This window comes from Bacillus sp. JJ675 (assembly GCF_036963165.1).
In the GTDB taxonomy this organism is placed as follows: Bacteria; Bacillota; Bacilli; order Bacillales; family Bacillaceae; genus Bacillus; species Bacillus glycinifermentans.
This window is the reverse complement of record NZ_JBALMR010000006.1, coordinates 39721-64624: the sequence shown is the minus strand read 5'-3', so window position 1 is coordinate 64624 and position 24904 is coordinate 39721. Positions and strand designations below refer to the sequence as shown.

At 51.2% G+C, this 24904-nt stretch carries 19 protein-coding genes; 4 read left to right on the top strand and 15 right to left on the bottom strand.

Annotated features, from left to right (window positions below; genetic code table 11):
- The 10 genes from V7126_RS00915 to btr form a co-directional block, all read right to left on the bottom strand.
- On the bottom strand, positions 1-5747 hold a 5747-nt coding region (locus V7126_RS00915), incomplete at its 3' end, for an amino acid adenylation domain-containing protein (RefSeq protein WP_335496053.1).
- Between the two features lie 15 nt (positions 5748-5762).
- Positions 5763-6689 carry an isochorismatase gene (locus tag V7126_RS00910; RefSeq protein WP_175076697.1) on the bottom strand — a complete coding sequence of 309 codons (927 nt, stop codon included), beginning with the start codon at positions 6687-6689 and terminating at the stop codon, positions 5763-5765.
- Positions 6690-6716: 27 nt separating this feature from the next.
- Positions 6717-8348: a (2,3-dihydroxybenzoyl)adenylate synthase gene (locus tag V7126_RS00905; protein ID WP_175076696.1), complete on the bottom strand. Its 1632-nt coding sequence runs from the start codon at positions 8346-8348 to the stop codon at positions 6717-6719.
- A gap of 20 nt (positions 8349-8368) precedes the next feature.
- Positions 8369-9586: an isochorismate synthase DhbC gene (gene dhbC / locus V7126_RS00900; protein ID WP_175076695.1), complete on the bottom strand. Its 1218-nt coding sequence runs from the start codon at positions 9584-9586 to the stop codon at positions 8369-8371.
- Positions 9587-9611: 25 nt separating this feature from the next.
- The gene (locus V7126_RS00895; RefSeq protein WP_046130335.1) at positions 9612-10382 is read right to left on the bottom strand and encodes a 2,3-dihydro-2,3-dihydroxybenzoate dehydrogenase; all 771 of its coding nucleotides are present in this window, start codon (positions 10380-10382) and stop codon (positions 9612-9614) included.
- Between the two features lie 193 nt (positions 10383-10575).
- Complete coding sequence (locus V7126_RS00890; RefSeq protein WP_335496048.1) at positions 10576-11442, bottom strand: alpha/beta hydrolase; 867 nt, start codon at positions 11440-11442, stop codon at positions 10576-10578.
- Positions 11443-11483: 41 nt separating this feature from the next.
- Positions 11484-12491, bottom strand: coding sequence for a FecCD family ABC transporter permease (locus V7126_RS00885; RefSeq protein WP_175076708.1), 1008 nt, complete (start codon positions 12489-12491; stop codon positions 11484-11486).
- A 4-nt stretch (positions 12492-12495) separates the two neighbouring features.
- Entirely contained in the window at positions 12496-13500 is a 1005-nt protein-coding gene (locus V7126_RS00880) for a FecCD family ABC transporter permease (protein WP_046130332.1), read from the bottom strand.
- A gap of 7 nt (positions 13501-13507) precedes the next feature.
- Entirely contained in the window at positions 13508-14461 is a 954-nt protein-coding gene (locus V7126_RS00875) for an ABC transporter substrate-binding protein (RefSeq protein WP_046130331.1), read from the bottom strand.
- Positions 14462-14552: 91 nt separating this feature from the next.
- Positions 14553-16145 carry a bacillibactin transport transcriptional regulator Btr gene (gene btr / locus V7126_RS00870; protein ID WP_175076694.1) on the bottom strand — a complete coding sequence of 531 codons (1593 nt, stop codon included), beginning with the start codon at positions 16143-16145 and terminating at the stop codon, positions 14553-14555.
- Between the two features lie 267 nt (positions 16146-16412).
- Here btr and V7126_RS00865 point away from each other — a divergent pair, with 267 nt between their 5' ends.
- A complete protein-coding gene (locus tag V7126_RS00865; RefSeq protein WP_236809791.1) occupies positions 16413-16793 on the top strand; it encodes a DUF5362 family protein in 381 nt (126 codons plus the stop codon).
- 40 nt (positions 16794-16833) lie between these two features.
- Here the strand turns inward: V7126_RS00865 and V7126_RS00860 are convergent, their stop codons facing one another.
- Positions 16834-17475, bottom strand: coding sequence for an NAD(P)-dependent oxidoreductase (locus V7126_RS00860; protein WP_046130329.1), 642 nt, complete (start codon positions 17473-17475; stop codon positions 16834-16836).
- A 70-nt stretch (positions 17476-17545) separates the two neighbouring features.
- Positions 17546-17953, bottom strand: coding sequence for an Rrf2 family transcriptional regulator (locus tag V7126_RS00855; RefSeq protein ID WP_175076692.1), 408 nt, complete (start codon positions 17951-17953; stop codon positions 17546-17548).
- 159 nt (positions 17954-18112) lie between these two features.
- On the opposite strand from V7126_RS00855, the gene V7126_RS00850 reads away from it, so the two are divergent.
- Complete coding sequence (locus V7126_RS00850) at positions 18113-18496, top strand: GRAM domain-containing protein (RefSeq protein WP_046130327.1); 384 nt, start codon at positions 18113-18115, stop codon at positions 18494-18496.
- A 39-nt stretch (positions 18497-18535) separates the two neighbouring features.
- Here the strand turns inward: V7126_RS00850 and V7126_RS00845 are convergent, their stop codons facing one another.
- The 3 genes from V7126_RS00845 to fdhD all read right to left on the bottom strand — a co-directional run bounded on the left by V7126_RS00845 (position 18536) and on the right by fdhD (position 21035).
- On the bottom strand, positions 18536-19015 hold the full coding sequence (locus V7126_RS00845) for a hypothetical protein (RefSeq protein WP_046130326.1): 480 nt from the start codon (positions 19013-19015) through the stop codon (positions 18536-18538).
- 188 nt (positions 19016-19203) lie between these two features.
- Positions 19204-20229, bottom strand: a complete 1026-nt coding sequence (gene moaA / locus V7126_RS00840) for a GTP 3',8-cyclase MoaA (protein WP_175076691.1) — start codon at positions 20227-20229, stop codon at positions 19204-19206.
- Between the two features lie 14 nt (positions 20230-20243).
- Complete coding sequence (gene fdhD, locus V7126_RS00835) at positions 20244-21035, bottom strand: formate dehydrogenase accessory sulfurtransferase FdhD (protein ID WP_046130324.1); 792 nt, start codon at positions 21033-21035, stop codon at positions 20244-20246.
- A 194-nt stretch (positions 21036-21229) separates the two neighbouring features.
- Here fdhD and V7126_RS00830 point away from each other — a divergent pair, with 194 nt between their 5' ends.
- Both V7126_RS00830 and V7126_RS00825 read left to right on the top strand, forming a co-directional pair.
- Positions 21230-22492, top strand: coding sequence for an L-lactate MFS transporter (locus V7126_RS00830; RefSeq protein WP_175076690.1), 1263 nt, complete (start codon positions 21230-21232; stop codon positions 22490-22492).
- A gap of 13 nt (positions 22493-22505) precedes the next feature.
- Entirely contained in the window at positions 22506-24857 is a 2352-nt protein-coding gene (locus tag V7126_RS00825; RefSeq protein ID WP_175076689.1) for an FdhF/YdeP family oxidoreductase, read from the top strand.
- The last annotated feature ends 47 nt before the right edge of the window (positions 24858-24904 follow it).

The following is a 24904-nucleotide window of genomic DNA, read 5'->3' as shown; positions in this document are numbered from 1 at the left end:
TCGCCCGTCCGGTACATCCTGCTTCCGGGAGGTCCGTACGGATCAGCGACAAATCGCTCAGCGGTCAAATCCGGCCTTCCCAAATAACCGCGTGCAAGACCGCTTCCGGATACGTAAAGCTCTCCGGCTACTCCCGGCGGAACGGGTTCAAGGCACGAATCAAGCACATAGACGCCAAGATCGGGTATCCCGCAGCCGATCAGGCTGTTGGCTTGCAGAGCCGCAATCTCCCGATTAAGGGGAATATAGCTGACATGCACAGTCGTCTCAGTAATGCCGTACATATTGATCAATCTCGGAAAATTGTCCGAATGCCGCTGATACCATTCTTCCAGCCTGCTCAATTCAAGCGCCTCCCCGCCGAAAATGACAAATCGCAAGGAAAGAAGCCTTCCAATCTCAGGATTGTCGCGATCGGCCTGCATCAGTTGATAAAATGCCGACGGGGTCTGGTTCAGAACAGTCACGCCTTCATTTACGAGCAGACGGAGAAATTCGCCGGGCGTACGGCTGACAGCGTGCGGTACAACGACAAGCCGGCCGCCGTGCAAAAGCGGGCCCCAAATTTCCCACACCGAAAAATCAAAGGCGTAAGAATGGAACATCGTCCACACATCATCTTCATTAAAATGAAACCATTGTTCTGTTGCTCCAAAAAGGCGGACTACATTCTGATGCGGGATGACCACCCCTTTTGGCGTACCGGTCGACCCGGATGTATAAATGACATATGCAGGGTGGAACGGTGACAATGGCTCAAGCCGGTCTTCATCACCCGGATTCGTTTCAGCATAATGTTTGAGTTCTTCTTTTACATGCAAATCATCGAGTGTAATCAGCGGTATATCACCGGCAGAAAAGCGCTGGGCAACCTCTGTATTTGTGATGATGCACGCAGGCCGGGAATCCGCCAGCATAAAAGCGATTCTGTCAGCCGGATAATCCGGATCAAGCGGAACATAGGCCGCACCCGCTTTCAGTACGGCCAATAGACCGACAACCATATCCAATGATCTTGGCAGCGCCAATGCCGCGAATTGCTCAGGTCCGAGCCCTTTGGCAATCAGCAGGCGCGCCAGCCGGTTGGCCCGCTTGTTGAGTTCCCCGTATGTCAGAACAGCATCCTCAAATACGACGGCAATCGCTTCAGGGTTTTCTGCAGCTCGCTCCTCAAACAATGCCGGCAAACTTGCCTCCGGCACGTTGAGCGGAGCTTTGTCCCACTCTTCCAGCAGCATTTGGCGTTCATTAGGCAGCAGGATGTCGAGCCGTCCAATCGGCTGATCAGGGTCGGCTGCGGCGGATGAAAGCAGCCTCACCAGCCGCGCCGCCAACGCTTCAGCCGTAGCGCGTTTAAATAGATCTGTACTGTATTCGAGGAAGCCCGCAATGCCGGCAGGTGTCCCGTCCGCATTCCGATGTTCGCGCAGCTCAATCGTCAAATCAAACTTGGCGGCGCCGACGCTTTTGACCTCAACGGTTGATGTGAGTCCTGGAAGTTCAATGGCCGGTTCAGGTGTGTTTTGAAATGCCAGCATAATTTGAAAAAGCGGATGTCTGGCACGGGAACGGGCAGGATTGAGTACTTCAACCAAACGCTCAAACGGAAGGTCTTGATGTTCGTAAGCATGAAGATTCACGTTTCTGACCCTGCCGAGAAGCTCTCGAAAGCTCGGATCACCTGATGTATCAGTCCGGAGCACAAGCGTATTGATGAACATCCCGACAAGCCCGCTCAATGAATCGGTGCTTCTGCCCGCGATCGGGCTTCCGACCGGAATATCGCTCCCGGCTCCCATTCTTGTCAGCAATGCGGCAAGCCCTGATTGCAAAATCATGAACAGACTGACTCCGCTTGTCCGGGCCAATTCGAGCAGACGGCCGTGCAGCTTTTCGTCAATGGCGAGCTGAATCGTGCCGCCCTGATAGCTTGATTCGGCAGGCCGCGGAAAATCAGCCGGAAGCTCAAGCTGATCAGGCAGGTGTTCAAGCGTCTTTGTCCAATAGTCCAGCTGTCTTGCAATCAGGCTATCCGGATCGTTCTCACTGCCAAGCAGACGTTTCTGCCAGATGGCATAGTCGGCATACTGCACGGGAAGCGGCTGCCACTCAGGACGTGCACCCTGGCAGCGGGCGCTGTACGCTGCTTCCAAATCGCGGGTCAGGGGCGTCAATGACCAGCCGTCACCGATCATATGGTGGAGAAGCAGCAGCAGAACATATTTGTCTTCCCCGAGCACGAAAAGCTGAGCGCGAAACGGCGGTTCTTCCGCAAGTTTAAAGCTGTATTTTACAGCTTCGGCCATGACTCCCTCAAGCTCATGTTCTCTGACATGAGAAACGAGCAGTTCAGGCCGGGCCTTGTCTGGATCAAGTATAAGCTGGCACGCTGTTCCCCGCCTTTCAGGGAAAATCGTTCTTAACGGCTCATGCCGTTCTGCAACATCCCCAAGCGCCGCTTCAAGAGCTTCCCGATTCAGCCGGCCGGACAAATTGACAACAACCGGAATGTTGTAGGTAGGACTCGGCCCCTCCAGACAGTATAAAAACCATAGACGCCGCTGGGCAAACGAAAGGGGAATCTCTTCCCTCCTTTCAAGCTTGCAGAGCGCCGGCCGGGCGCTGCCCGCCCGATCAAGCTGCTTGGCAAGCCCGGCGGGTGTCGGTTCGTCAAATAAACGGGCGATTCCAAGCTCCGCTCCCAGCACATCACGAATACGGCTGACGAGCCGGCCGGCCAGCAGCGAATGGCCGCCGAGATCGAAAAAGCTGTCATCAATGCTGACCCGCGGTATCCCCAGCACCTCAGCAAACAGATCGCACAAAATTTCTTCCTGTGGCGTCCTCGGCTCACGTCCGGCTGCCTGCCCGCTCATCACGGGAGCCGGCAGCGCTTTGCGATCAAGCTTTCCGTTTGGAGTAAGCGGGAGCGCCTCCAACATGACAAATGCGGATGGTACCATATAATCAGGCAGTGTTTCACTGAGATGGCTGCGAAGTTCAGCCGGATCAGGACTCGCTTCAGCAACCGGAACGACATATGCGGTCAAGCGGGGGTCGCCCGGACGGTCTTCCCGAACGACAACGGCGCATTGATGAACATCGGGGTGGCCGGAAAGCACCGCATCGATTTCTCCAATTTCGATGCGAAAACCGCGAATCTTAATTTGATGATCCGCCCGCCCGATATAATCAAGAGAGCCGTCCGAACGCCACCGGACGAGATCGCCTGTCCGATACATCCGGGAGCCCGGCTGCCCGTAAGGATTCGCAATAAAACGCTCGGCCGTCAAATCCGGGCGGCCAAAATAACCGCGCGCCACCCCTGTTCCGGCCACATAAAGCTCGCCTGCCACGCCGGGCGGAACAGGCTGTAAGCCTGCGTCCAACACGTATACTTGTGTGTTCCAAATCGGACGGCCGATTGAAGGCGCTTCTTTCCGGCCGTTTTCCAGGGCGGCACACGTTGACCAAATCGTTGTTTCAGTCGGACCATAAAGATTCGTAATCCGGCAATCCAGTTCTTGCAATCGCCGGGCAAGGCTGTTTGGAAGCGCCTCGCCTCCGACGAGCACTCTGAGTCCGCGGAGCTTTTCCGGAACGCTTGCCGCCAATGCATGCCACAGCGTCGGTGTAGCCTGCATGATCGTGATGTCATGCTTTTCAAGCATGTTCCCCAATACATGCGAATCTTGAACGGTTTCCTTCTCAGCGAGGATAAAGGAGGCACCGCTGATGAGCGGCAAGTAAATCTCTAACGCTGATATATCAAAAGCAACCGTAGTAACTGCCAAAAGCCGGTCATGCTGCTGAAGAGAAAACGTCTCCTGCATGGACAAAAGAAAATTGCATAAGCTTTCAGATTGTACAATGACGCCCTTAGGTCTTCCTGTAGAACCGGACGTATAAATCATATACGCAGGGTGAAGAAGCGAGCGTTTTTTATTGGCAGCCGGATTTTCAGCAGCATAACGGGAAAGGTCATGAATGACGTCTTGTTCGTCAATGACCATTCTTGGTACGTCTCCATTTTCCTGAATGTTTGCCGCAGCCTCCCTCGTTGTAATGACAAGCATCGGCTGTGCATCGCTGAACATATAATCGATCCGGTCTGCCGGATATTCGGGATCAATAGGCAAATAAGCCGCTCCCGCCTTGAGGACGGCAAGCATGCAGATCACCATTTCCTGTGACCGCGGCAGAGCCAACGCGACAAACCGCTCCGGTCCGGCCCCTCTTTCAATCAGCAGATGGGCCAGCCGATTCGCGCGTTCATTCAATTCGGAATAGCTGAGAACGCCGTCTTTAAACACCACTGCCGGCGAGTTTGGATTTTCTTTCACCTGCATCTCGAATAATTCAGGAAGATCGGCTTCCGGAAGGGGATGACCGGTTTCATTCCTCTTGATCAGCGCCTGATGACGTTCTTCAGGCAGCAGCAGCTCTATTTTTCCAATCGGCATATCTTGCTGGAAACCGGAAATATTTCTCAGAATAATAAGAAAACGGTGCAGATGTTTTTCAAGTTCGCTTTCCGTGTACACCTCAGGATTTGCATCCATATTCACCTTTAAGCCGCTTCCGCCGGGTCTCCCGTAAATATTGATCGAAAGGTCGTCTACAGGCCCCGTCGTGATATTGTGAACAATGCCTTGATTACCGGCGAAATTCAAGCTGCCGGCAAATGGCATCAGATTAATCTGCGGCCCGAACAGCCGCTGGTTTTCGCCGAGCAGTTTCAGATCGCGCCTCAGCTCTTCATGACGGTAATGCTGGTGGCGCCTGATTTTTACGATTTCCTCTGATACCTGCTTCATGAGCTTGGCAGCTCCCAACTCCGGCCGCACCGACAAGCGAAGCGGCAGGAGATTCATGACCATGCCGGGAATATTCAACGAAGCCGATTCTAAACGGCACATCATCGGCAATCCGAGAACAACATCCCGTGCGCCTGTTAGGCGATGAACATAAACGGCCGCTGCTGCGATGACTGCTTCATGCCAGCTTGCTCCCATCAAGCCTGCCGCAGACAAGAGGCGGTCTGCATGTTCGGCAGAAAGATGTCCGGAACGGCGGAGAAAACGGTCAGATGTTCTCGGCGCCCTGTCGGCAAGGCTGACCACCTCTGGTTCGTCGCTGAATCGCTCCAGCCAAAACCGGCGGTCTTTTTGATATTGGTCTGAGGAACGATAAACCGAGTCTTCCCTAAGAATTGCGGCAAGCGGCCCGAAAGACCCATCATCAACCGCCTTCCCTTGCACAAGTGCGGTATACAGTTTTGAAAGCCGCTCCGCAATAAGCATAAAACTGTACCCGTCAGTTGCGATATGGTGGGCCCGGTGATACCAGAAGAAAAGATCGGGTCCCGCTTTAAAAAGCGCTTCTGTAAAAAGCGGGCCGCTGCTTAAGTCGATCGGCCGGGCCAGATCGTCCTTCATCCACGCCTCAGCCGCCTTCCTCGGTTCATTCTTTGCACTGACATCAACGAAATGAAGCGGAAAATCTGATGACGGATCAATCACCTGCCATGGTCCGTCATCATCTTCCCCGAATCGGGCATGCAATGTATCAGCGTCTTCAATGACGCGCCGCAGTGCCTGTTCAAAAAGTTCATGATCAATCGGACCGTTGATTTCTACGTATTCAGCGGTATTATAAATCGGATTTTGCGGATCTAGCTGCTGTGCGTACCAAATGCCGGCCTGCGCTCCGGTTAATGGCCTGCGGTTATCTTGACATTCAGGCATTACGGCCAACCTCCTTCATTGATAATCTGAATTTGGCAATGATGTTTCTTTAGGGGAAGACAACAGTCTCCACCAGTTTTCGATCGTCGGTTCTTCTGCAAGCTCCACAAACGTCACCTCAGCCCCGGCACGTCGCCAGCGCTCGGTAAGACTCATCATTCTGACTGAATCGAGACCTCTATGAATCAAGTTTTCACCGTCAGTGATATCGTCCGGCGATTCGAGGAGAAGCGCGGCAATTTGTTCGCGAATCGTCTGTTTCGACAGCAGTTCGCGGCCTTCTTGCACACCATCGTCATTTCGCCCGTTTTTCAGTTCGTTCAGAAGATGCTCGGCTGTGACGGTGACAGCACAGCGGTCGGCTGCATAAGAGATGGCCATTTCGTGATGTTGTAAGGAGAAATCCGCTACCGCATCTGCTACAAAAAACGTCTCAATCTCCTGCATAAACGCATCACAAGCCGTCATGAGACAGCCGATATGGGCATAGACCCCGGTGATGATGAGCTGATCGCGGCCCTGCTCCTGAAGCAGTCTTAAAAGATCCGTTTTTCGAAAGGCGTTGTATCTCCACTTCGTCAGAACGGTGTCGCCTTCATCCGGTTTCAGTTCTTCCACGATTTTCTGCTGATCCGGACCCGGAGGGATTCCCGGCCCCCAAAAGTCCTGGAGAAGCCCGCGCTCTTCAGGCGTCTGTCCGCCGGGCTGAGCCGTGTAGATGACAGGTATCCCAAGCTCTTTGCATCGCTCCTTGAGCATATTGATATTTGGCAAAAGCTCTGTCATCGGAGACTCTCCCCGGGTATATGCGTCAATAAAATATTGCTGCATGTCGTGAATGAGAAGCGCGGCACGTTTCGGGTGCGGCGTCCACGACACTTTGTTCTTCGGCAGATCCGATGCTTTCGGCATCTTGTATGGAGAGATGGCAGGAATGGCCATCAACATCACGTCCTTTCATTCTATTGATTATTGTTTCGCTTTGGCGAACTGCGACATTTTTTCGGCTATTGCTTGACGCAGCGCTTTTTTGCTTACTTTTCCAACGCCTGTCTGCGGAAAAGAATCGGTAAACTCCACCCGGTCGGGAATCTTATATGCCGCAAGCCCCCGCTCTCTTAAAAACTGCTTCAGTTCGGCGGCGGCAGGCGGGGTGTTGCGCGGAATAATGTATGCGCATGACCTTTCGCCGAGAAAGTCATCCGGCATGGAAACGACAGCGGCATCATGTACGCCGGGATGGGCAAGAAGGTGGTTCTCCACTTCCTCTGCAGCGACTTTCTCTCCGCCCCTGTTGATCTGATCCTTTGCACGACCTTCAACGATCAGATAACCTGATGAGTTGACTTTGACCAGATCTCCAGTGCGGTAAAAGCCATCCGGCGTGAATGCTTTCGCATTATGCTCTTCAGCTTTGTAATAGCCGCGGATCGTGTACGGCCCGCGGGTCAGCAGCTCACCCGTCTGCCCCGGTTCAACGTCGCGGCCGTTTTCATCGACGACCTTAATTTCATCTAACGGCGACATCGGCCTGCCTTGAGTATTGACGACAATGTCCTCAGGATCATCAAGCCTTGTATAGTTGACCAGACCTTCCGCCATGCCGAACACCTGCTGCAATGTACAACCGAGCACGCTCTTTACACGGCGGGCGGCTTCAGCGCTGAATTTGGCGCCGCCGACTTGGAACACTTCGAGGCTTGAAAGGTCTTCTGCTCGCGATGATGCGGCTTCGAGCCAGATTAAAGCAATCGGCGGAACGACCCCCGTGATGGTAACCCTCTCCTTTTCGATAAGAGGAAAGGTTTCGTCAGGACTTGGCCCATCTGCAAGAACGACCCTGGCTCCCGCATACAACGCTCCGAGCACGCCCGGCGAACTGAGCGGATAATTGTGGGCCATCGGCAAAGCAGCAAGATATACGCTGTTATGATCTAGCCGGCAAATATCGGCGCTGATTCTCAAACTGTATATGTAATCGTCATGCGTTCTCGGTATCAGCTTGGACAGCCCCGTGCTTCCGCCGGATAATTGGAGAAAAGCGACATCATCCGGCTTAACATGCGGATGGCGGCCGGGATCTGCATCTCTATACAGATCGCTGAGCCCCCGGAATTCTTCCGGATCGCCGGCGACAATGACATTGCGCAATTCCGGCAGCTTGCTGCGGACTTGCCTCGCAAGCACGCGGTAGTCAAATCCTGAGTGTGTATCAGGAATGATGTATGCAGCCGCTTCGGCAAATTCACAAAAATAAGCGATCTCGCTTTGCCGATGTGAAGGAAGCGCAAATACAGGCAGCGCACCGATCCGAAACAGGGCAAAACAAACCTCAAAAAACTCCGGTGTATTCGGCAATTGGACGATGACGCGGTCTTCCTTTTTGATGCCCAGCTCCAAAAATCCCGCCGCCAGACGGTCGGCTCTCATATCCAATTCCCCGTAGCTCATGTGAGCATCTCCACGGGTAACCGCAATCCGGCTGCCGTGCTTGTCTGCCCGTTCCCTCAGCATTCCTCCGAATGTCTCGCCTCGCCAGCACCCTTCCTTTCGATATTTTTCAGCAAATTCGTCCGGCCATGTCGGACATCCTGCAAGCATATTCATCCCCCCAATTTTTTCTATTCATTGTTCAGCCCCATCGCAAGGAGCATCGTCCGAAACTTGGCTGACGTCTCTGCCAGCTCGTCTTCAGGCCTTGAACCGGCTACGATGCCGGCTCCGGCGAACAGTTGGAGAGCGCGTTCTTCCGCCTCGGCGCAGCGGATGGTCACGACCCACTCCCCATCTCCGGAGGCATCGCACCAGCCTACCATTCCGGTGAAAAAGCCCCGGGCAAACGGCTCAATTTCCTTAATAGCCGCCCTGGCGGCATCTGTCGGCGTGCCGCAGACAGCAGGGGTCGGTTGCAGCGCCGCAGCAAGCTCTAATGACGATATCGACGCGTCTGTCAGCACGCCCTTGATCTCTGTGGAAAGGTGCCACATCGTCTCCGTGCTGATCAGCGAAGGCTCCCTCGGCACGTCTAATGTCCTGCAGAAAGGTTTGAGCCCTGAAGCTACAGCTTCGGTGACGACCGCGTGTTCATGGCGATCTTTTGAAGAAGAAAGCAACTCGTCTGCACGGCGCCGGTCTTCCACAGGATCATCGCTCCGCGGCCTCGAACCCGCCAGAGGATTTGCGTAAACGTGCAGTCCTTTTCTTGAAACCAGCAGCTCGGGGCTGGCTCCGATCAATGTCCTGCGGCGCTTTCTTCCGGCAGATGCGGACGCCGCTGCCTGCTTGGACAAATCCACTGCAAAAGTGTATCCGCCCGGATTGTGCTGTGCAAGATTGCAAAGAACATGGGAGATATCGATGCTGGCCGGTGATGTCAAGCGCAGCGACCGGGACAGCACAATTTTGCTGACATCCCCTTCAGCAATGCGGGCCAATCCTTTTTCGACCCCCCGCATATACTCCCCGGGCTGAGGAATCGGCTCAATGTCATAAGCAGGTCCCGGACCCGGATGTATTTGTGCATCCTGTTCAAGCGTCAGCGGGCCGGCGCACCAGACCTCGTTCGGCACGGTAAGCTGCGCGGGCTTTGTTTCGTCAAAGGGGACAGCACCGACAATGATGGGGTTCTGCCGTCCGGACTGCTCGGCATCTTTGAGGATGGAAGCAGCCTGCTGAGCCAGATGTTCCAGCCTATGGCCCCCTTCTTCAGGGACTTCGGCGAAAACGCCTTTGGCCAGAATGGTCCGCTCCGGAGAAGAAAAGAAAAACGCAGCATCGGGCCGATACTCGCGTAAAAGCTGGTCGGCCGGCGTTTCTTGTGCGATACGGTGATCAATCATTTCCAAAACCTCCTTTTAAATTCGGTCAAACTCCCAAGGTAGCCCCGCCATCAACGCGCAAGTCATGCATCGTAATATGGCGTGATGATTCGGACAATAAAAAGAGAACGGCATTTGCGATATCAGCCGGCAAAGCCAGACGGCCAAGCGGAATTCCCGTTTTGAACGCTTCCGGCGATCCGTCGATGACTGCCTGTGCCCCGTCCCGGCCAGACCACATGGACCGCTGCATCGGCGTATCCGTCGATCCCGGCGATACGATGTTGCAGCGAATATTGTATTCGGCCAGCTCGAGGCCAAGACATTTCGTAAACATTAAAGCCGCTGCCTTTGAAGCTGCATAAGCGGCCATTTGCATTCGCGGGACACACGCGGCATTGGAGCCTACGGTAACGATCGAGCCGTTCCTCCTCGTAATCATGCGGCCGGCAACCGAGCGGGATACGTGAAAAACCCCTGCTGTGTTGACGCTGAACGTCTTCTCCCAATCTTCATCACTGAGCGATGTGATCAACCCGGTCCGAAGCACGCCGGCGACATTGACCAAATAATCGATCGGACCTATATCGCGTTCGATCATGCCCACGGTCTCCTCAACGGCTGCACTGTTTCCGACATCTGCGGCAAATGCCTTGGCATGCAGGCCTTTCTTTTCCAAGTCTGTCACAATGGAACGAAGCCCTCGTTCATTTTGATCCACCGCAGCAACCGACACGCCGCTTTCCGCAAGCGCCCTTGCCACCGCTTCCCCGATTCCCTGGGCAGCTCCTGTAACTAAAGCAACTTTGCCTTTCATTTGTGGTCATTTCCTTTCCTGAAGACTTTGAATCACACACTAATTGATAATGATAATCATTATCGTTTAAAAATATAATATACCAATTACTGCTAACGGTCAAATTGTTTCCGGTTGATTGATCCGCGCTTTGGTATATTTGTATCACTTTCATTATTTAGCGAAGGGGGCAGATCGGTCCCCGCCCCGCTTCCTATCTGGCCTGTCTGTCAGGGTTTAGCGCAAACCGCAAAGCCCTGCTGATGAAAACCGGCAAAACCGATATATGGCCCTCTCCCTCAAACTCATGAAACTCCGCCCGCACTCCGAATTCTTCAAGAGCCGATAAGCGCTCTGCCAGCTTTTCCGCACGGTCGTTCATACGGCTTTTATGGCTTCTCTCCAGCTCTCCGGCCCCAAGCAATACATCGACCTTTGCATCTGCCGCATGCAATCGGGAGACAAATTCGCGTTCTTTTTCAAAAAATGATTGATTCCAATGAATCGACGGGCTGCCTGCGATGTATGTCTGGAATAATTCGGGCTTTGTAAACAGAACCTGCAGGACAAAAAGACCGCCGAGAGAGTGGCCGAAAATGGCCTGCCTGCTCATATCGATCTTAAATTCCCGTTCGATTTCCGGCTTCACCTTTTCTTCGATGAATGACAGAAAAGCTTCCGCTCCGCCGGATTCAGGCCACTCCGCTCCATCCGGCCGTTCAGGCAGATTTTCCGGACGCACCGGCAGCGTAAAATCATAATACCGCGCCGGATCAAACGGGGCATCCGTCTCGTAGCCGATACCGACGATAACGGCAGGGACCACCCCGGTCTTTTCAGGGCGGCGCGACTGCATTCGTACGGCCTCAACCATCGTGCCGNNGCCGAACACCGAATTGGCGTCCAGCAAATAAATCACCGGATATCCTGAAGGAGGCGGCTCCTCAATTGGGCTGCTTATAAAAACCCGGTAATTGCGATCCCCTGAAGACGACCGCATGAGACGCTGCTTCGTCCCCGGTATGGCTACCGGCGGGCATTCAGCGTCCTTGGCAGCCTCATCATGTTTTTCATGAACCATCTGCCTTCCCCCTCCCCTCTATGTTAGTTGAAACAGACGGTCTATGAAGCCGCCTTTTTTTGTCTGAACAGCAAGTACAGGAAATAAGGAACGCCGAAAATCGCAAGAAGAATCCCCGCGGGAACCTCTAACGGCTGAAACAGCAATTTCCCGGCCAAATCGGCGCACAGGACGAGGAACATGCCGATCAGTCCGCTTAAGAGCAGCGAATAGCTGTGCAGCACGCCTGCAAGCCTTCGTGCAATATGCGGCGCGATCAAGCCCACAAATGCCATGCTTCCCGAGATCGACACACAGGCGCTGATGATCCCGACACAGGCGATAAGCAGCAGCGTTTTTTCCGCATTCGATGAAACGCCGAGACTCTTCACCGTATCTTCGTGAAACCGAATCGTATCAAGAAGCCGGCATTTGGCGAGAAGAAACGGAATTAACAGCAAAAACCACGGCAGAGCGGCTTGAATGTATGTCCAGTTGGCCGAACCGATGCTTCCGTTTCTCCAGACCATCGCCATTTCATAATCATTCGGGTTCATTTTCAATGACAAGTACAAAGATATGGCGCTGAAACCCGAGTTAATAGCAATCCCGACAAGAATGATCCTCGCGGAATCGAGGTTTCCTCCGTGCCAGGCAAACACAAAAATGAATACGGCCGCCAAAAGGCCCCCGAGCAGCCCGAAGAAAGGCATCCCCATTGCGGAGAGGAGATTGGTCGCTTCCGTCTGCCCTTGAAAAATCAGCATATAGCCGACGATGGCGGCTCCCGCTCCCGCATTAATTCCTAATATTCCGGGATCGGCCAGTCCGTTTCTTGTCACCGCCTGAATGACGGCGCCGGCTATCCCGAGACCGAGACCGACGAGACCTGCCGTTGCGATGCGGGGAAGCCGCAAATCAAACAGCAGAATGGCGTACTGCTCGTTCGGGTTGATTCCAAAAAGCGCTGAAAGCAGCTCCGCCGGATGAACGGAGAACGCTCCCATCGTGATGCTGAAATAACAGACTGCAAGAATCAGCACGATCAAAACGGCATAGATGACTGCTATTTTTTTAGGCACGCTGTTCCCCTCCTTTTCTTTTAATCAAGTAAAGGAAGAAAGGAACGCCAATGATGGAAGTCACGACTTCAATCGGTGTCTCAAACGGATAATTGATCAGCCGGCTGGCAAGATCGGCCAAAATCAGAAAAACGCTGCCGATGATGCAGGAACAGGGAATCAGCCGGCTGTAGTCAGAACCGACGAGAAAACGCGTGATGTGCGGAACGATCAAGCCGACGAAAGCGATTTTCCCCGCCAAGGCGACAGAACTTCCCGTAAGCAAGACGACCGCTGCCATCGCTGTCAGCTTGACGGCTCTTTTTTTCTGCCCGAGGCTTTCAGAAATATCCTCCCCCAGCGACAAAGCCGTCACTTTTCCGCTGAGAGAAAGAGCCAGGATGATGCCGAGTGCAAAAAAAGGTACGGCGTATGTCAGAAGTTCCGGATTCATCTGGTGCAGCCTGGCGCTGTACCAAAAGCTGAGATCCTGCGAAATTTGAAAATAGATTGACATCGCCGCAGACAGGCTGCTGAGCAGCATGCTCGTCACCGTGCCGATAATCGCCAGCTGAACGGGCATAAAGCCGTTGGGAATCACGGCAGCCAGTCCGAAAACGAGACCCGCGCCGACGGCTGAGCCGATAAACGAATACCCCATCATCTCAAGAGCGGACGACTGCGGAATCAATACCATCAGCAGCGTGATGATAAATGCCGAGCCGTCGGAAACGCCCATAATCGAAGGCGAAGCTAAATAGTTTCGGGTGATTCCCTGCATCAGCGCCCCCGACACGGCCAGCGCCGCCCCGATCAAGAGGGCGCCTGCTGCGCGCGGAAGCCTGGAATGCCAGATAATTTGATGGTCTGTATTCCCTTGGTCGAAATGAAACAGCGCCGAATACACGGTTTCCCAATGAAGCTGCTTTGCTCCGAAGCACACGGAGAGAAATATGGATAAGATCACGGCAAACGGAGCTGCGATGATGATGATTCGTGTTATTCGCTTTGCGTGCATATCACGTTTAGTCCTGCGTTAATTTTTCCGCCGCCGCTTTCAAAAATTGAACTTTGCTCCATGCTGTTCCTCCTTGTGCAAGCGGATCTACAGCATTCACGAATACATGACCCTTTTTCACCGCTGAAATGCTTTTCCAAATCGGATTTTTCTCTAAATCTTTCAGCGCATTCGGATTGTCGGCATTCTCGTCGTCAGAGAATTGAACGAACATGTAGTCCGGATTCATCTCGCTCAATTTTTCCAGCGAAATCAGTTCCTGGGTTTTGGCAGCCTTTACTTCATCAGGCGCTGTGTAGCCAAGCTCGCCGTACAGCGTTGAATTGAAGAATACCTCTTCAGGATAGATAAACACATTTCCCTGTCTGATTCTGATGACGAGCGCTTTTGTATCCTTTGCGGCTTTCTCCAATTTTGCTTTAGCGTCTTTCAGATCGCTTTCATAGTCCGAAATGATGTTCTTTGCCTTATCCTCTTTTCCCGTCAATTGAGCCAAAAGGTTCAAGTTGTCTTTCCAATTGGAAGCAACGTGGGAAACAGGAATCGCAGTCGCGATGTTATCGAGCTTTTTCACCGTCTTCTCGGGAAACTTCGTAGAGGCTAAAATGACGTCAGGCTTAAGCTCAAGGATTTTTTCCAGGTTAGGTTCCGTTTTTTCGCCGACGGCAACAGCTTTATCGGTAATGCTCTTAAACAAGGCCGGGAACTTTCCTGAAAAAGAAATCGCACCTGCAGGGTGAACATCAAGAAGCTTCGCGTCTTCCATCGATTCCACGCTTCCCGTAATCACGATTCGGTCAGTCGGAACCTTCACCTTGTATGTATGACCGAGATATTGAATGCTTTTCTCTGATGATTGTGCGCTTTTTGCAGCGCCGCCAGTCTCTTCTTTTTGGCTGCCGCACGCTGCCGCAGTCAAAGCGAGAAGCAAAATGCATAAACATATAGAGATTTTTCTCATCTATCTAAGACCCCCTGATTTAATTGATAATAATTATCAATTAAAATTATAGGTAAGCCTTCTTGATAACACCATGGACAATATCCGGCAATTAAAATGAACTTTTTCCGGACAGCAGCCGAACGGCATGGCGAATGATCCGTTCATGGCTGCAAGCCGAATATTCGCGCCAAGGATCTGACTGAATGCGGTACACACGCTGTTCGCGCACAGCTTTTAGATCCTGCCAGGCAGCCGTCTTCTGCAGCTCGTGGTAATAGGCGATCGTTTCAGGTTCTTTGTAAATGAAGATCATGATGCAATCCGGGTGATATGCCTTGATTGTTTCCAACGAAATCGCCTGATCCGTCGGTTCATCCAAAAAAACAGCCGATTCAAGGCCTAAGTCGCCGAAAAAAACATCCCGGACAGAGCGATTGTGGGCGAGATAGAGTTCGCGTTTATGCAGGCGCAAAAACATAAAGCGCTGCTGCCCGACAGCCTGAAGCGCTTTTTTCGCAGCTTCGGCCTGCCTCTCATAGGACGCCAGCCATTTGCGCGCTTCCGCTTCTTCTTCGACATGAGCGGCGGCCAAGGTGAACTGCGTTCTCCAATCTTCCTGTGACGGCAGATAGACGACATCGGCGATTCCGTTCAGACGCTCCCGTTCTTCTTCTGAAACGTCATCCATGCTGATAATCAGCTCAGGATCAGCTTTGGCCAGGATTCGCAGATTTTCCTCACGCGGTTCATCAAAGCGGTAAGCGCTAAGGTGAACCGGGATGTCTGCCGCAAAATTCTTGTAGTAATACGCCGTCCATTTCGGATGAAGCGGAGCCGCATAAGGAATGAGGTGTAGCGGTGTGAGCTGTCCGATCGTGTTCTGGCCGTAGGCAGCAAGCTTCCTGCGCCTTTTTTTCATGTAGGCGCTCGGGGAAAGCCCGGTATGCTTTTTAAACGTCCGGCTGAAATAAAATTCATCCTGGTATCCCGTCTGGCTGGCGATTTCCCTCAGCTTGTAGCTGGCCCTGGCCATCATCTGTTTCGCTTTTGTCATCCTGGTTTCCGTTATGAACTCTGTCACGCTTTGCCCGTACAGCTTTTTGAACGTTTCACTGTAATGCTTAGCACTGATACCGGCCATGTGTGCCAGCTGATCAAGCGTGATGTGTGCATCGGCATGCTCTTCAATATACGCTTTCGTGTCGGCGATGGCTGATGCGGTATCAGCCGGGTGAAACAGCCTTGCCGAGCAGATGTCGTAAAGAAGGTGCTGCAGCTCCAGCTGGCACTTCATCTCCTGGAGCGCAGAAGAAGGCGGCCATAATGAAAAAAGCTCCTGAAGACGGGCGGACAAATTTCCGACCGAATGCACATTCATCATCTGAATGTCGGAAAAGAGGTCTGGATCTGTGTCAGGCTCAAGCGTTTGGTGCCGCTTGGCGCTTGCATACGCGTGCAGCCTGATGAGAAATACGCTGACATCATCTGAGGACGCCGTAATGCCGAACGTTTCATAAGGAGGACAGATATAGAGCGTTTCTTTTTGCAGCGGAACACCCGCTTCATTAATCTCAATTCTTCCTTTGCCCTTCAAATGAAAAACAAAGACGAACGAATCGGCAAGCTGCTGTTCATTTGGAAGATCGCCGTTTTTTTTTATATGATCGATTTGCAGGAGACGATAAAGATAAGAGGATTTCACAGTAAAACCGCCTTTCTAAAAAAGGTAGATCAATGCAAAAACACACCCTTTCAGGACCTATTGTAAAATCGGCCGGTTACCGGAATCAAAACTACCGGTAAAGCGGGGTGTTTAGAACATACTATACCATACCGAAAACCCGCTTCCTCCGGGAAATCATTTAAAAACGTTTCCATCTCTTAAAATTCATCATTCAAAAATACTCTTTTTTATTGTATAAATAAATAGAATTTATTATATATCTTGGAAGGCGGAAGGATGTTTATGATGACTGAAAGTTTAAGAAATTCTCTTAACATCATTTCAAAATGGGGAAAAGCCGCGGGAATTTTGATTATTATTACAGGCGCCTTTACAGCGCTCTTCGGCCTCCCGCTGTTTGTGATAGGAGCAGCACCCGGCGTATTAATGATCGTTTCAGGCGTATATTTGCTGAAATCGGCAAGCTCCGCATCGCTGATGAGCAAAGAAATATCTGAAGAACCGCACGAATCCATGCTGGAAAACTACGCTACCTTTATAAAATGGGAAGTGTTTTATCTGGGGGCGAATGTTGTCCTTGTTTTATTATTTATCATATTCTTTATTATTTTGTTTTGCATCGGAGCCGTTGCCGGATACAATGAAATCCAGTATAACTTCGAATAGCATGAAAAAGAGCCTTTTTCCCGAAAGGCCCTCTTAACATTTATTCCGCTTCACCTACAACCGTAAACCGTTCATTGATATGCTCGCCGTTTTCGGCTTCGTCTACAACCGCAATGGCGTAGTCCGCATAGCTGATATAGCTCTCTCCAGCGGAATTGACGATGAGGTTTTCCTGTCCTTTTTGATAGGAGCCCGTGCGTTTTCCTTCAGGATTGAAAAAGGCCGCAGGGCTGATAAAAGTCCATTTCAAACCGCTTGATTGTTTTAAATCCTCTAAATTCTGCCCTTGATTTTTTGCTGTCGGCAGATATTCTTTCGGGAATTCAGGCGTGTTGTACAGCTGGGTTGTTTTTTCTTCATCAACGTAAAGGCTGCCCGCCCCTCCGACAACAATCAATCTTGTTTCAGGAACCTGCTTGAACAAATCGATCAGTTTTCTTCCCGCTTCAACGTGAAGGTGCTCCTGCCCCGGCGCAGCGCCAAACGCATTGACCACGACATCAAGACCTTTCACATCTTCCGGCTTCAGATCAAAAACGTCTTTTTCAATGACGGCCGCACCGCTGCCTTCGGCTTTTGATGCGTCTCTGACAATCGCCGTCACGTCGTGTCCCCTTCCTGCCGCTTCTTTTAAAATCAATTTGCCCGCTTTTCCGCTGGCCCCGATAATGCCGATTTTCATTGTTACAACCTCCATTTTCATTTTTGTAACAAATTCAGTTACATCCAGGCGGTGAAAAATCATCTCTCGTTTACAAGAGATGAAATAATATGTCTTTAAGCGATTTGCTGGCCAATTCGTTTTCCATTGCCCGCTGAACGCTGTAAAAGGTTTCATCGAGCGTTGATTGAATTCGTTTCCCGACCGGACAGTCCGGATTTGGTTTTTCGTGGATTGCAAACAGTTCTTCCTGACTTTGGACTGCGCGGTAAATATCAAGCAGGGAAATGTCCTCGGGAGCCCTTTTCAGGCTGGCGCCAGCAACACCGGGCCGCGACGTCAGGATGTCCGCTTTTTTCAAGAGGCTGATCATGCGCCTGATGACAACCGGATTCGTATTGACGCTCCCGGCAATGATTTCTGAAGAAACCTGCTCGCGCGGATTTGACGCGATTAAAGAAAGAATATGAATTGCAACAGCAAGACGGCTGTTTACCATATGTTTTCACCACCGTTGTAATTATTTTAGTTACAGGACGTCTTTTTGTCAACTCCTTTAATATACTTTATTTTTGACTAAACCGGGAGCTTTATTTTAGTGAAGCGGCGAAACTTTTATTCAGGAAGATCGTAACACATCTTGAAGGGAGTGTTTTTGATGAAGGAGATCGCTGAAGGAAAAGCGGCCATTCAAAGCCGGCTCGAACCGGACGAAGAAGTGAAATCAGTCATTCTTTGCGCCTATAATGCAAAAATGGCCGCCCGCTATACACCCTACCGCGGCCTTCTTGCCGCCACCGGAAAACGGCTGCTGTTTTATTCTTCTCTTTTCGGAGCCCCGTTCTATCTCGATATGCCTTACCGCACCATTTCATCGTTTCGCCGTATGAAAGGGAGATTGTTAGGCGGCGAGCATATCGTTGTGATGAATAACGGGGAACAGGAAGATTTTCGGTATGATGCGGGGTGTGATGCTTTGGACACATTCATCGAAGCCGTACGGCAATATAAACAGCCGTCCGCAGACGGCGTCAAAGGGTAACCTGTTATCCGGGGTGAGGAGCTCCGGATTTTCTATTGATTAATTATTGATCTCATACTTTTCCCCGTATCTCAGCACTTTATAAATCGCCATTCCATCAGAAAGGTGATTCTCGGAATACCGCACCGGAATAAGCGCAAAAAACACATAATAGGTCGAAAAATAAACAAACTGGTATAAAAAGATATTTTCAGCCAACACATCTTTTGCAATCAGCGTGTTCACGAGAAAAATAGACGCCAGATTAGATATCGATCCCCCCGCATAAATGAGCGCATTTGTTATCCGGTTGTCGTATTTTAATTCCCCGTAATTACAAAACGAGTCCATAAAGTAAATGCTTCTGATCTGAACCGGGCCGATTTTCAGCAGTTTTTTGCCCATGCCGATCTCAAGGGACGCCTTGCCTCCGAAAAGCAACGCCATCAGGCCGTGGCCCAAGACATGAAGAATCGATACTGCGGGAAAGACGAGCAAAAACGACCAGAAAAATTTTGCGATATCGTCGAATCCGAACATCAAATCACCCTTTCTGTCTCAACCATTGCTTTTTTAAATTACCGCATTCTCCCCCTGCCAAACCTGATGATATGTCAGAAAAAACAAAAAGGAAGCAAACGGTTTGTTTGCTTCCTGGAATCGTCTTGCGCTTATTTTTTCCGATCCGGCGCCTGCAATGTGCCGCCCCGATTTCAGATGCAGGTTGTCTACCCGCCGATATAAGACATTTCAACTTTTTTCCTCGGTGCGGCCTTTGATAGCGCCCTGTCAAGCGAATACTGGTCGGTCCGGTTTCTCCAGACTGAGCTGATCGCGCCCGCGAGTTCTTGGTCGGACCGGCCGCTTCTGACAAGCGATCTGAGATCGAAGCCGCTTGAAGCGAAAAGGCATGTAAAAAGCTCTCCTTTTGCCGATAGCCTCGCTCTGTTGCAGGTGCTGCAAAAAGCGTCTGATACGGAAGAAATAAAGCCGACCTCCCCCGAACCATCAAGGTAGTGGTACCTCTCTGCCACTTCCCCTTTATAGTTGGGATCGACCGGTTCAATCGGCATTTCCTCATTGAGAAGACTGATGATATCGGCTTTCGTGACAACGGCGTTCAGCTTCCATTCGTTTGAATTGCCGACATCCATAAACTCGATAAACCGCAAAATATGGCCTTTTTCTTTAAAATAACGGGCCATTGGCAAAATGTCTTTTTCATTGACCCCTTTCTGGACGACCATGTTGATTTTGATGCCGAGTCCGGCCTGCTTCGCCGCTTCGATACCATCAAGCACCTTGCTGACCGGGATGCCTCTTCCGTTGATCGCCTTAAAACGGGCATCTTCAAGAGAATCGAGGCTGATCGTCACCCGCTTTAATCCGGCTTTTTTGAGCTTTTCCGCGTAAACCGGGAGCAGCACGCCGTTCGTCGTCATCGCAATGTCGCGCAGCCCCGGAATCCGTGCCAGTTTTTCGACCAAATCGGGCATATCCTTTCTCATCAGCGGCTCTCCGCCCGTGAGGCGGATTTTTTCAACCCCGAACGCCTTGACGAAAAGACTCGCCAAACGTTCAAGCTCCTCAAATGAAAGCAGCTCTCCCTTCGGCAAAAACGGATAATCCGGTCCAAAAATCTCGGCAGGCATGCAATATGTGCACCGTAAATTGCAGCGGTCGGTAACGGAGATTCGCAAATCCCGAAGCGGCCGGCCTTTTTGATCCAATACTTGTTCTGTGTGTGCGGTCATGCGCGTTGCCTCCTTTATGATAGCTGTAATCGTTCGTGATGGGTGTATACGTTAAACGACCGGTTTCTCGCAAATCCAATCGTCATAATATTCAAGTCCTCCGCCATCTGGATCGCAAGTTCTGTCGGAGCCGATTTGGAAATCACCGCGGAAACGCCGATTTTCGCGGCCTTCAGCAGCACTTCAGAGGAAATTCTGCCGCTGAATACGATCAGTTTGTCATGCACCGGAATCTGATGAAGCAAACAGTATCCGTACAATTTATCCAGCGCATTGTGCCTTCCGATGTCAGACCGCGTCACCATCACCTTGTCGTCGCTGCACAAAGCGGCATTGTGGACGCCTCCCGTATGCTGAAAAAGCCTGCTGTTTTCCTGCATTTCCCGCATAAGGGCCAAACAGTTCTCAGGCTTGATCTTCACGACTTGAAGAGCCGTTTTAGCCGTTTTGACATCCTGCTGAAAATAAAAATGCCGGCCTTTGCCGCAGCAGGAACCGATGACGCGTTTTGTGTAATCCTGAAGCCGGAGCTTTTGTGAACTGACAAGATCAACATATGCGAAACCAAGACTTTCATCTATTGTAAACCTTTTAATCTCTTTTTTAAATCGGATGACCCCTTCAGAGGCGAGAAATCCGATCACAAGTTCTTCCAGGTGGTCCGGCGAGCATACAAGCGTGACGAATTCTTCGCCGTTGACCATCACAGTCAGGGGATATTCTGTCGCCATTTGATCCTCTTCTTTTGTCAGTTCTCCATTATCATAACGGAAAATACTGCGGATTGCTGTGATGTTTTTTCCCATTGGTAAATCCCTCCCCTTTCTCCTATTACTATACTCGCATATCGTCATGTTTCACAACCTTCAAAGACTAAATTTGGGAGTTTCATCTTGTTGATAGCTTGAAAATATGATACTATCTTTTGAAAGCGCTATCATTAATGACCTGCACCTGCCTCTATATAGCGGTTTTCATTTCCCCTTTAGGAGGAATCGAAATGAAAAAAGTGGAAAACAGATGGATCATTGCTTTATGCGCAGTCGGCATTCACTTGTCAATCGGGTCGGTATACGCATGGAGCGTCTTTACGAATCCGCTTGCAGAACGGTTCGGCTGGAGCCTGAGCCAGATCAGCCTGACGTTCAGCATCGCGATTTTGTTTCTCGGTTTGCCGGCCGCTTTTTTAGGACACTTCGTCGAAAAACACGGCCCGAGAAAAGCCGGAATGCTTGCCGCCTTTTTCTTCGGAGCCGGTGTGGCGTTCTCAGGGGTTGCCGTCCAGCTCGGATCCCTGCCGATGCTTTATTTGTTTTACGGCGTCTTCGGCGGCATCGGGCTCGGCGTCGGCTATATCACGCCTGTATCCTCGCTTGTCAAATGGTTTCCCGACCGCCGCGGCCTCGCTACAGGGCTTGCAATTATGGGATTCGGTTTTGCAGCCTTGATCAGCGGTCCGGTGATGCAGGCTCTGATCGTTACTGCCGGCATTGCGAATACCTTCTTTATCCTCGGCATCTGCTATTTTTTGATCATGCTGTGTTCTTCTCTTTATTTGTCCCCGCCTGAAACAGACTGGCAGCCGAAAGGACTTTCTTCTAAAAAAAGCAAAAGACCCCGCAGTACGGATTTATCACAGCTTACCGCAAATGAGGCGGCGAAAACAAGACGGTTTTATTATTTATGGATGATGCTCTTTATTAATGTCACATGCGGAATTGCCATCATCTCAATCGCTTCCCCGCTGGCCCAGGAAAGCGCGGGAATGTCGACCGCCGGAGCAGCTGCGCTTGTCGGAATTTTAGGGGCGTTCAACGGTTTGGGACGCATCGGCTGGGCCTCCATATCGGACTATATCGGACGTCCGAATACGTATACCGCCTTTTTTGCCGCCCAGCTCATCGCTTTTCCGCTGCTGCCGTTTATGACAGATCACATCATGTTTTCTATTTTCATGGCGCTGATCTATACATGTTATGGAGGGGGATTTGCCGCGATTCCGGCCTACATCGGCGATTTGTTCGGGACAAAGCAGCTCGGTGCGATTCACGGTTACATACTGACCGCTTGGGCTGCAGCCGGCCTCGCCGGACCGATGTTTTCCTCATGGATCCGCGATGTGACAGGAAGCTACTCACAGAGCTTGGCGGTTTTCGCCGTGCTGTTCGGAATCGGACTGTGCCTATCAATTTTCATCAGGGTCGACATGAAACAATTGAGAAACAAAGCGGACATTCGTTTTTCCGATTCGGTTAAGGGATGAAAGGAGTGGGAAAATGGGAGAAACAAAGCATGAAGGACCGATGAAATTAGACAAACGGCCGGCGCCTAAACTGTGGGCCTCTCTAGCACCGATGGGGCTTGGAAAGGTAAAGCCAAAACATATCAGAGATACGATGAAAGCCGCCTGGGATAATAAAGACAGCCTCCCGTACGCCTACAGAATTTTGACGCAAGGCGTATGCGACGGATGTGCGCTCGGGGTATCCGGTCTGCGCGATCAGACGCTTACAGGCCCTCATTTATGCACGACAAGACTGAACGTCCTCCGCTTAAACACAATGCCTGCGATAGAAGATAAATGGCTGTTTGCCGACATCGGGAAGCTGAGGGAGCTGGACAGCTCATGTCTTAGAAAATTGGGCCGCATCCCCTATCCGTTGTCCAGAAAAAAAGGCGAAAGAACTTTCTCGAGAATATCGTGGGACGAGGCGCTCGGCCGGATCGCCGGCAAGATCAGATCGATTGACGGCAGACAGCTAGCATTTTATCTGACCGCCCGCGGCATTACCAATGAAGTCTATTACACGGCGGCAAAGGCGGCCCGCTTTCTCGGCACAAACAACATTGACAATGCATCAAGGATCTGCCATTCGCCAAGCAAAACGGCTTTAAAACGCTCGCTCGGAATCGGCGCTTCCAGCTGCAGCTACCGGGACTGGATCGGCACGGACGTCCTCGTCTTCTGGGGGTCTGTCGCCGCCAACAATCAGCCCGTTTCCACCAAATATATGTACGCCGCCAAAAAAGCGGGGACAAAAATCATCATGATCAATCCATACAGAGAACCCGCCATGGAAAACTACTGGATTCCGTCAATACCTGAAAGCGCTCTTTTCGGAACGAAGATCGTCGATGATGTGTATCAAGTCAATATCGGCGGGGACATCGCCTTCATAAACGGCGTGATGAAGCACTGGTTTGACATGGAGGAGCATGCACCTGGTTCAGCGATCGACCGGACCTTTGTCAAAACGCACACAAACGGCTTTACAGAGCTAAAACGGCATATATCAAAGCTAACATGGAATGCACTTGAAGCGTCATCCGGTTTGTCAAAGGAGAGAATGAAAGAATTTGCCCTATTGCTCGCCCGTGCGAATACAGGCGTTTTCGTCTGGAGCATGGGGCTCACCCAGCATCGGTTTGCGACCGACAACATCTCACAGGTGGCAAACCTCGCCCTCCTGCAAGGCTTTATCGGGAGACAACATTGCGGCGTCATGCCGATCAGGGGTCACAGCGGCGTTCAGGGTTCAGGCGAAATGGGAGCAGACCCGTTCGCATTGCCCGGCGGTGATTTCGATGAAGAACATAGGGCGCGGATTGAGAAGATTTGGGGCTTTCGGATTCCGGGGTGGCAGGGAGACACAATCGGTCAGACAATCGAAAACATGCTTCTTCCCGACGATCATCCGAAAAAAGCAAAAGTGTTTTACACGAGCGGCGGCAACTTTCTGGAAACGATGCCTGATCCCGCTTTTATCGAAAAAGCCCTTCAGGAGGCCGAACTCAGGGTTCATCAGGATATTATATTGAACACATCGACGCTTCTTGATGCAAAAGAAGAAGTCATCGTGCTGCCGGCGATGACGAGATATGAACAGCCCGGCGGCGGGACTTCGACGAGCACAGAGCGGATGGTCTACTTCAGCCCGGAAATTAAAGGGCCGCGAATCGGTGAATCCCGTTCAGAATGGGACATCTATATCGATCTCGCCAAACGCGTCCGGCCGGAAGACAAAGAGCTGATCGATTTCAAAAACGTTGCGGAAATCCGCCGGGAAATTGCCGTTGCCAACCGGAACTATGACGGGATTCAGCATTTGAAAAAGCGCGGGGACGTCTTTCAATGGGGAGGCGCCTGGCTTTGCGAGGGCGGCATATGTCCGACAGCCGACGGAAAGGGAAATCTGATCCCTGTTGACCTTCCTGAAAACAGGCAGACGGAAGGACGCTTCTATGTAACAACAAGGCGCGGAAAACAGTTTAACTCCATGATTTACAGCAAAAAAGATCCGTTTAATGATGCGGACCGCTATGACGTCATAATTAACCCGAAAGACGCTGAAGCGCTTGATATAAAAAACGGCGAAGCGATCGTCCTGTTCAACCGTTTCGGAACCTTTCAGGGACGTGCCAAATTTGCGGATGTGAAGCAGGGAAACGCCGCCGTCTACTGGCCTGAGGGTAATGTGCTGATTCCTAAAGGCATGTATGAAAGCCATGCCAAAATTCCCGAGTATAACACAGAGGTCATTATTGAAAAAGCGGAAACCTTTCATTCAAGAAAAGATCAGCGCTACGTTGAAAAACGCATTGAAGAACTTGAGATGACGATAGAATAAGATCATATCAAAAGAGGCGGCCTCCGGATGCCGCCCCTTTCCAATAT

Coding starts and splice junctions, on each gene's coding strand:
- V7126_RS00910 (WP_175076697.1), bottom strand. CDS start 6,689: ATGGCCATTCCTGCCATCTCTCCATACAAGATGCCGAAAGCATCGGAT.
- V7126_RS00905 (WP_175076696.1), bottom strand. CDS start 8,348: ATGCTTGCAGGATGTCCGACATGGCCGGACGAATTTGCTGAAAAATAT.
- dhbC (WP_175076695.1), bottom strand. CDS start 9,586: ATGATTGATCACCGTATCGCACAAGAAACGCCGGCCGACCAGCTTTTA.
- V7126_RS00895 (WP_046130335.1), bottom strand. CDS start 10,382: ATGAAAGGCAAAGTTGCTTTAGTTACAGGAGCTGCCCAGGGAATCGGG.
- V7126_RS00880 (WP_046130332.1), bottom strand. CDS start 13,500: ATGCACGCAAAGCGAATAACACGAATCATCATCATCGCAGCTCCGTTT.
- V7126_RS00875 (WP_046130331.1), bottom strand. CDS start 14,461: ATGAGAAAAATCTCTATATGTTTATGCATTTTGCTTCTCGCTTTGACT.
- V7126_RS00865 (WP_236809791.1), top strand. CDS start 16,413: ATGACTGAAAGTTTAAGAAATTCTCTTAACATCATTTCAAAATGGGGA.
- V7126_RS00860 (WP_046130329.1), bottom strand. CDS start 17,475: ATGAAAATCGGCATTATCGGGGCCAGCGGAAAAGCGGGCAAATTGATT.
- V7126_RS00855 (WP_175076692.1), bottom strand. CDS start 17,953: ATGGTAAACAGCCGTCTTGCTGTTGCAATTCATATTCTTTCTTTAATC.
- V7126_RS00850 (WP_046130327.1), top strand. CDS start 18,113: ATGAAGGAGATCGCTGAAGGAAAAGCGGCCATTCAAAGCCGGCTCGAA.
- V7126_RS00845 (WP_046130326.1), bottom strand. CDS start 19,015: ATGTTCGGATTCGACGATATCGCAAAATTTTTCTGGTCGTTTTTGCTC.
- moaA (WP_175076691.1), bottom strand. CDS start 20,229: ATGACCGCACACACAGAACAAGTATTGGATCAAAAAGGCCGGCCGCTT.
- fdhD (WP_046130324.1), bottom strand. CDS start 21,035: ATGGGAAAAAACATCACAGCAATCCGCAGTATTTTCCGTTATGATAAT.
- V7126_RS00830 (WP_175076690.1), top strand. CDS start 21,230: ATGAAAAAAGTGGAAAACAGATGGATCATTGCTTTATGCGCAGTCGGC.
- V7126_RS00825 (WP_175076689.1), top strand. CDS start 22,506: ATGGGAGAAACAAAGCATGAAGGACCGATGAAATTAGACAAACGGCCG.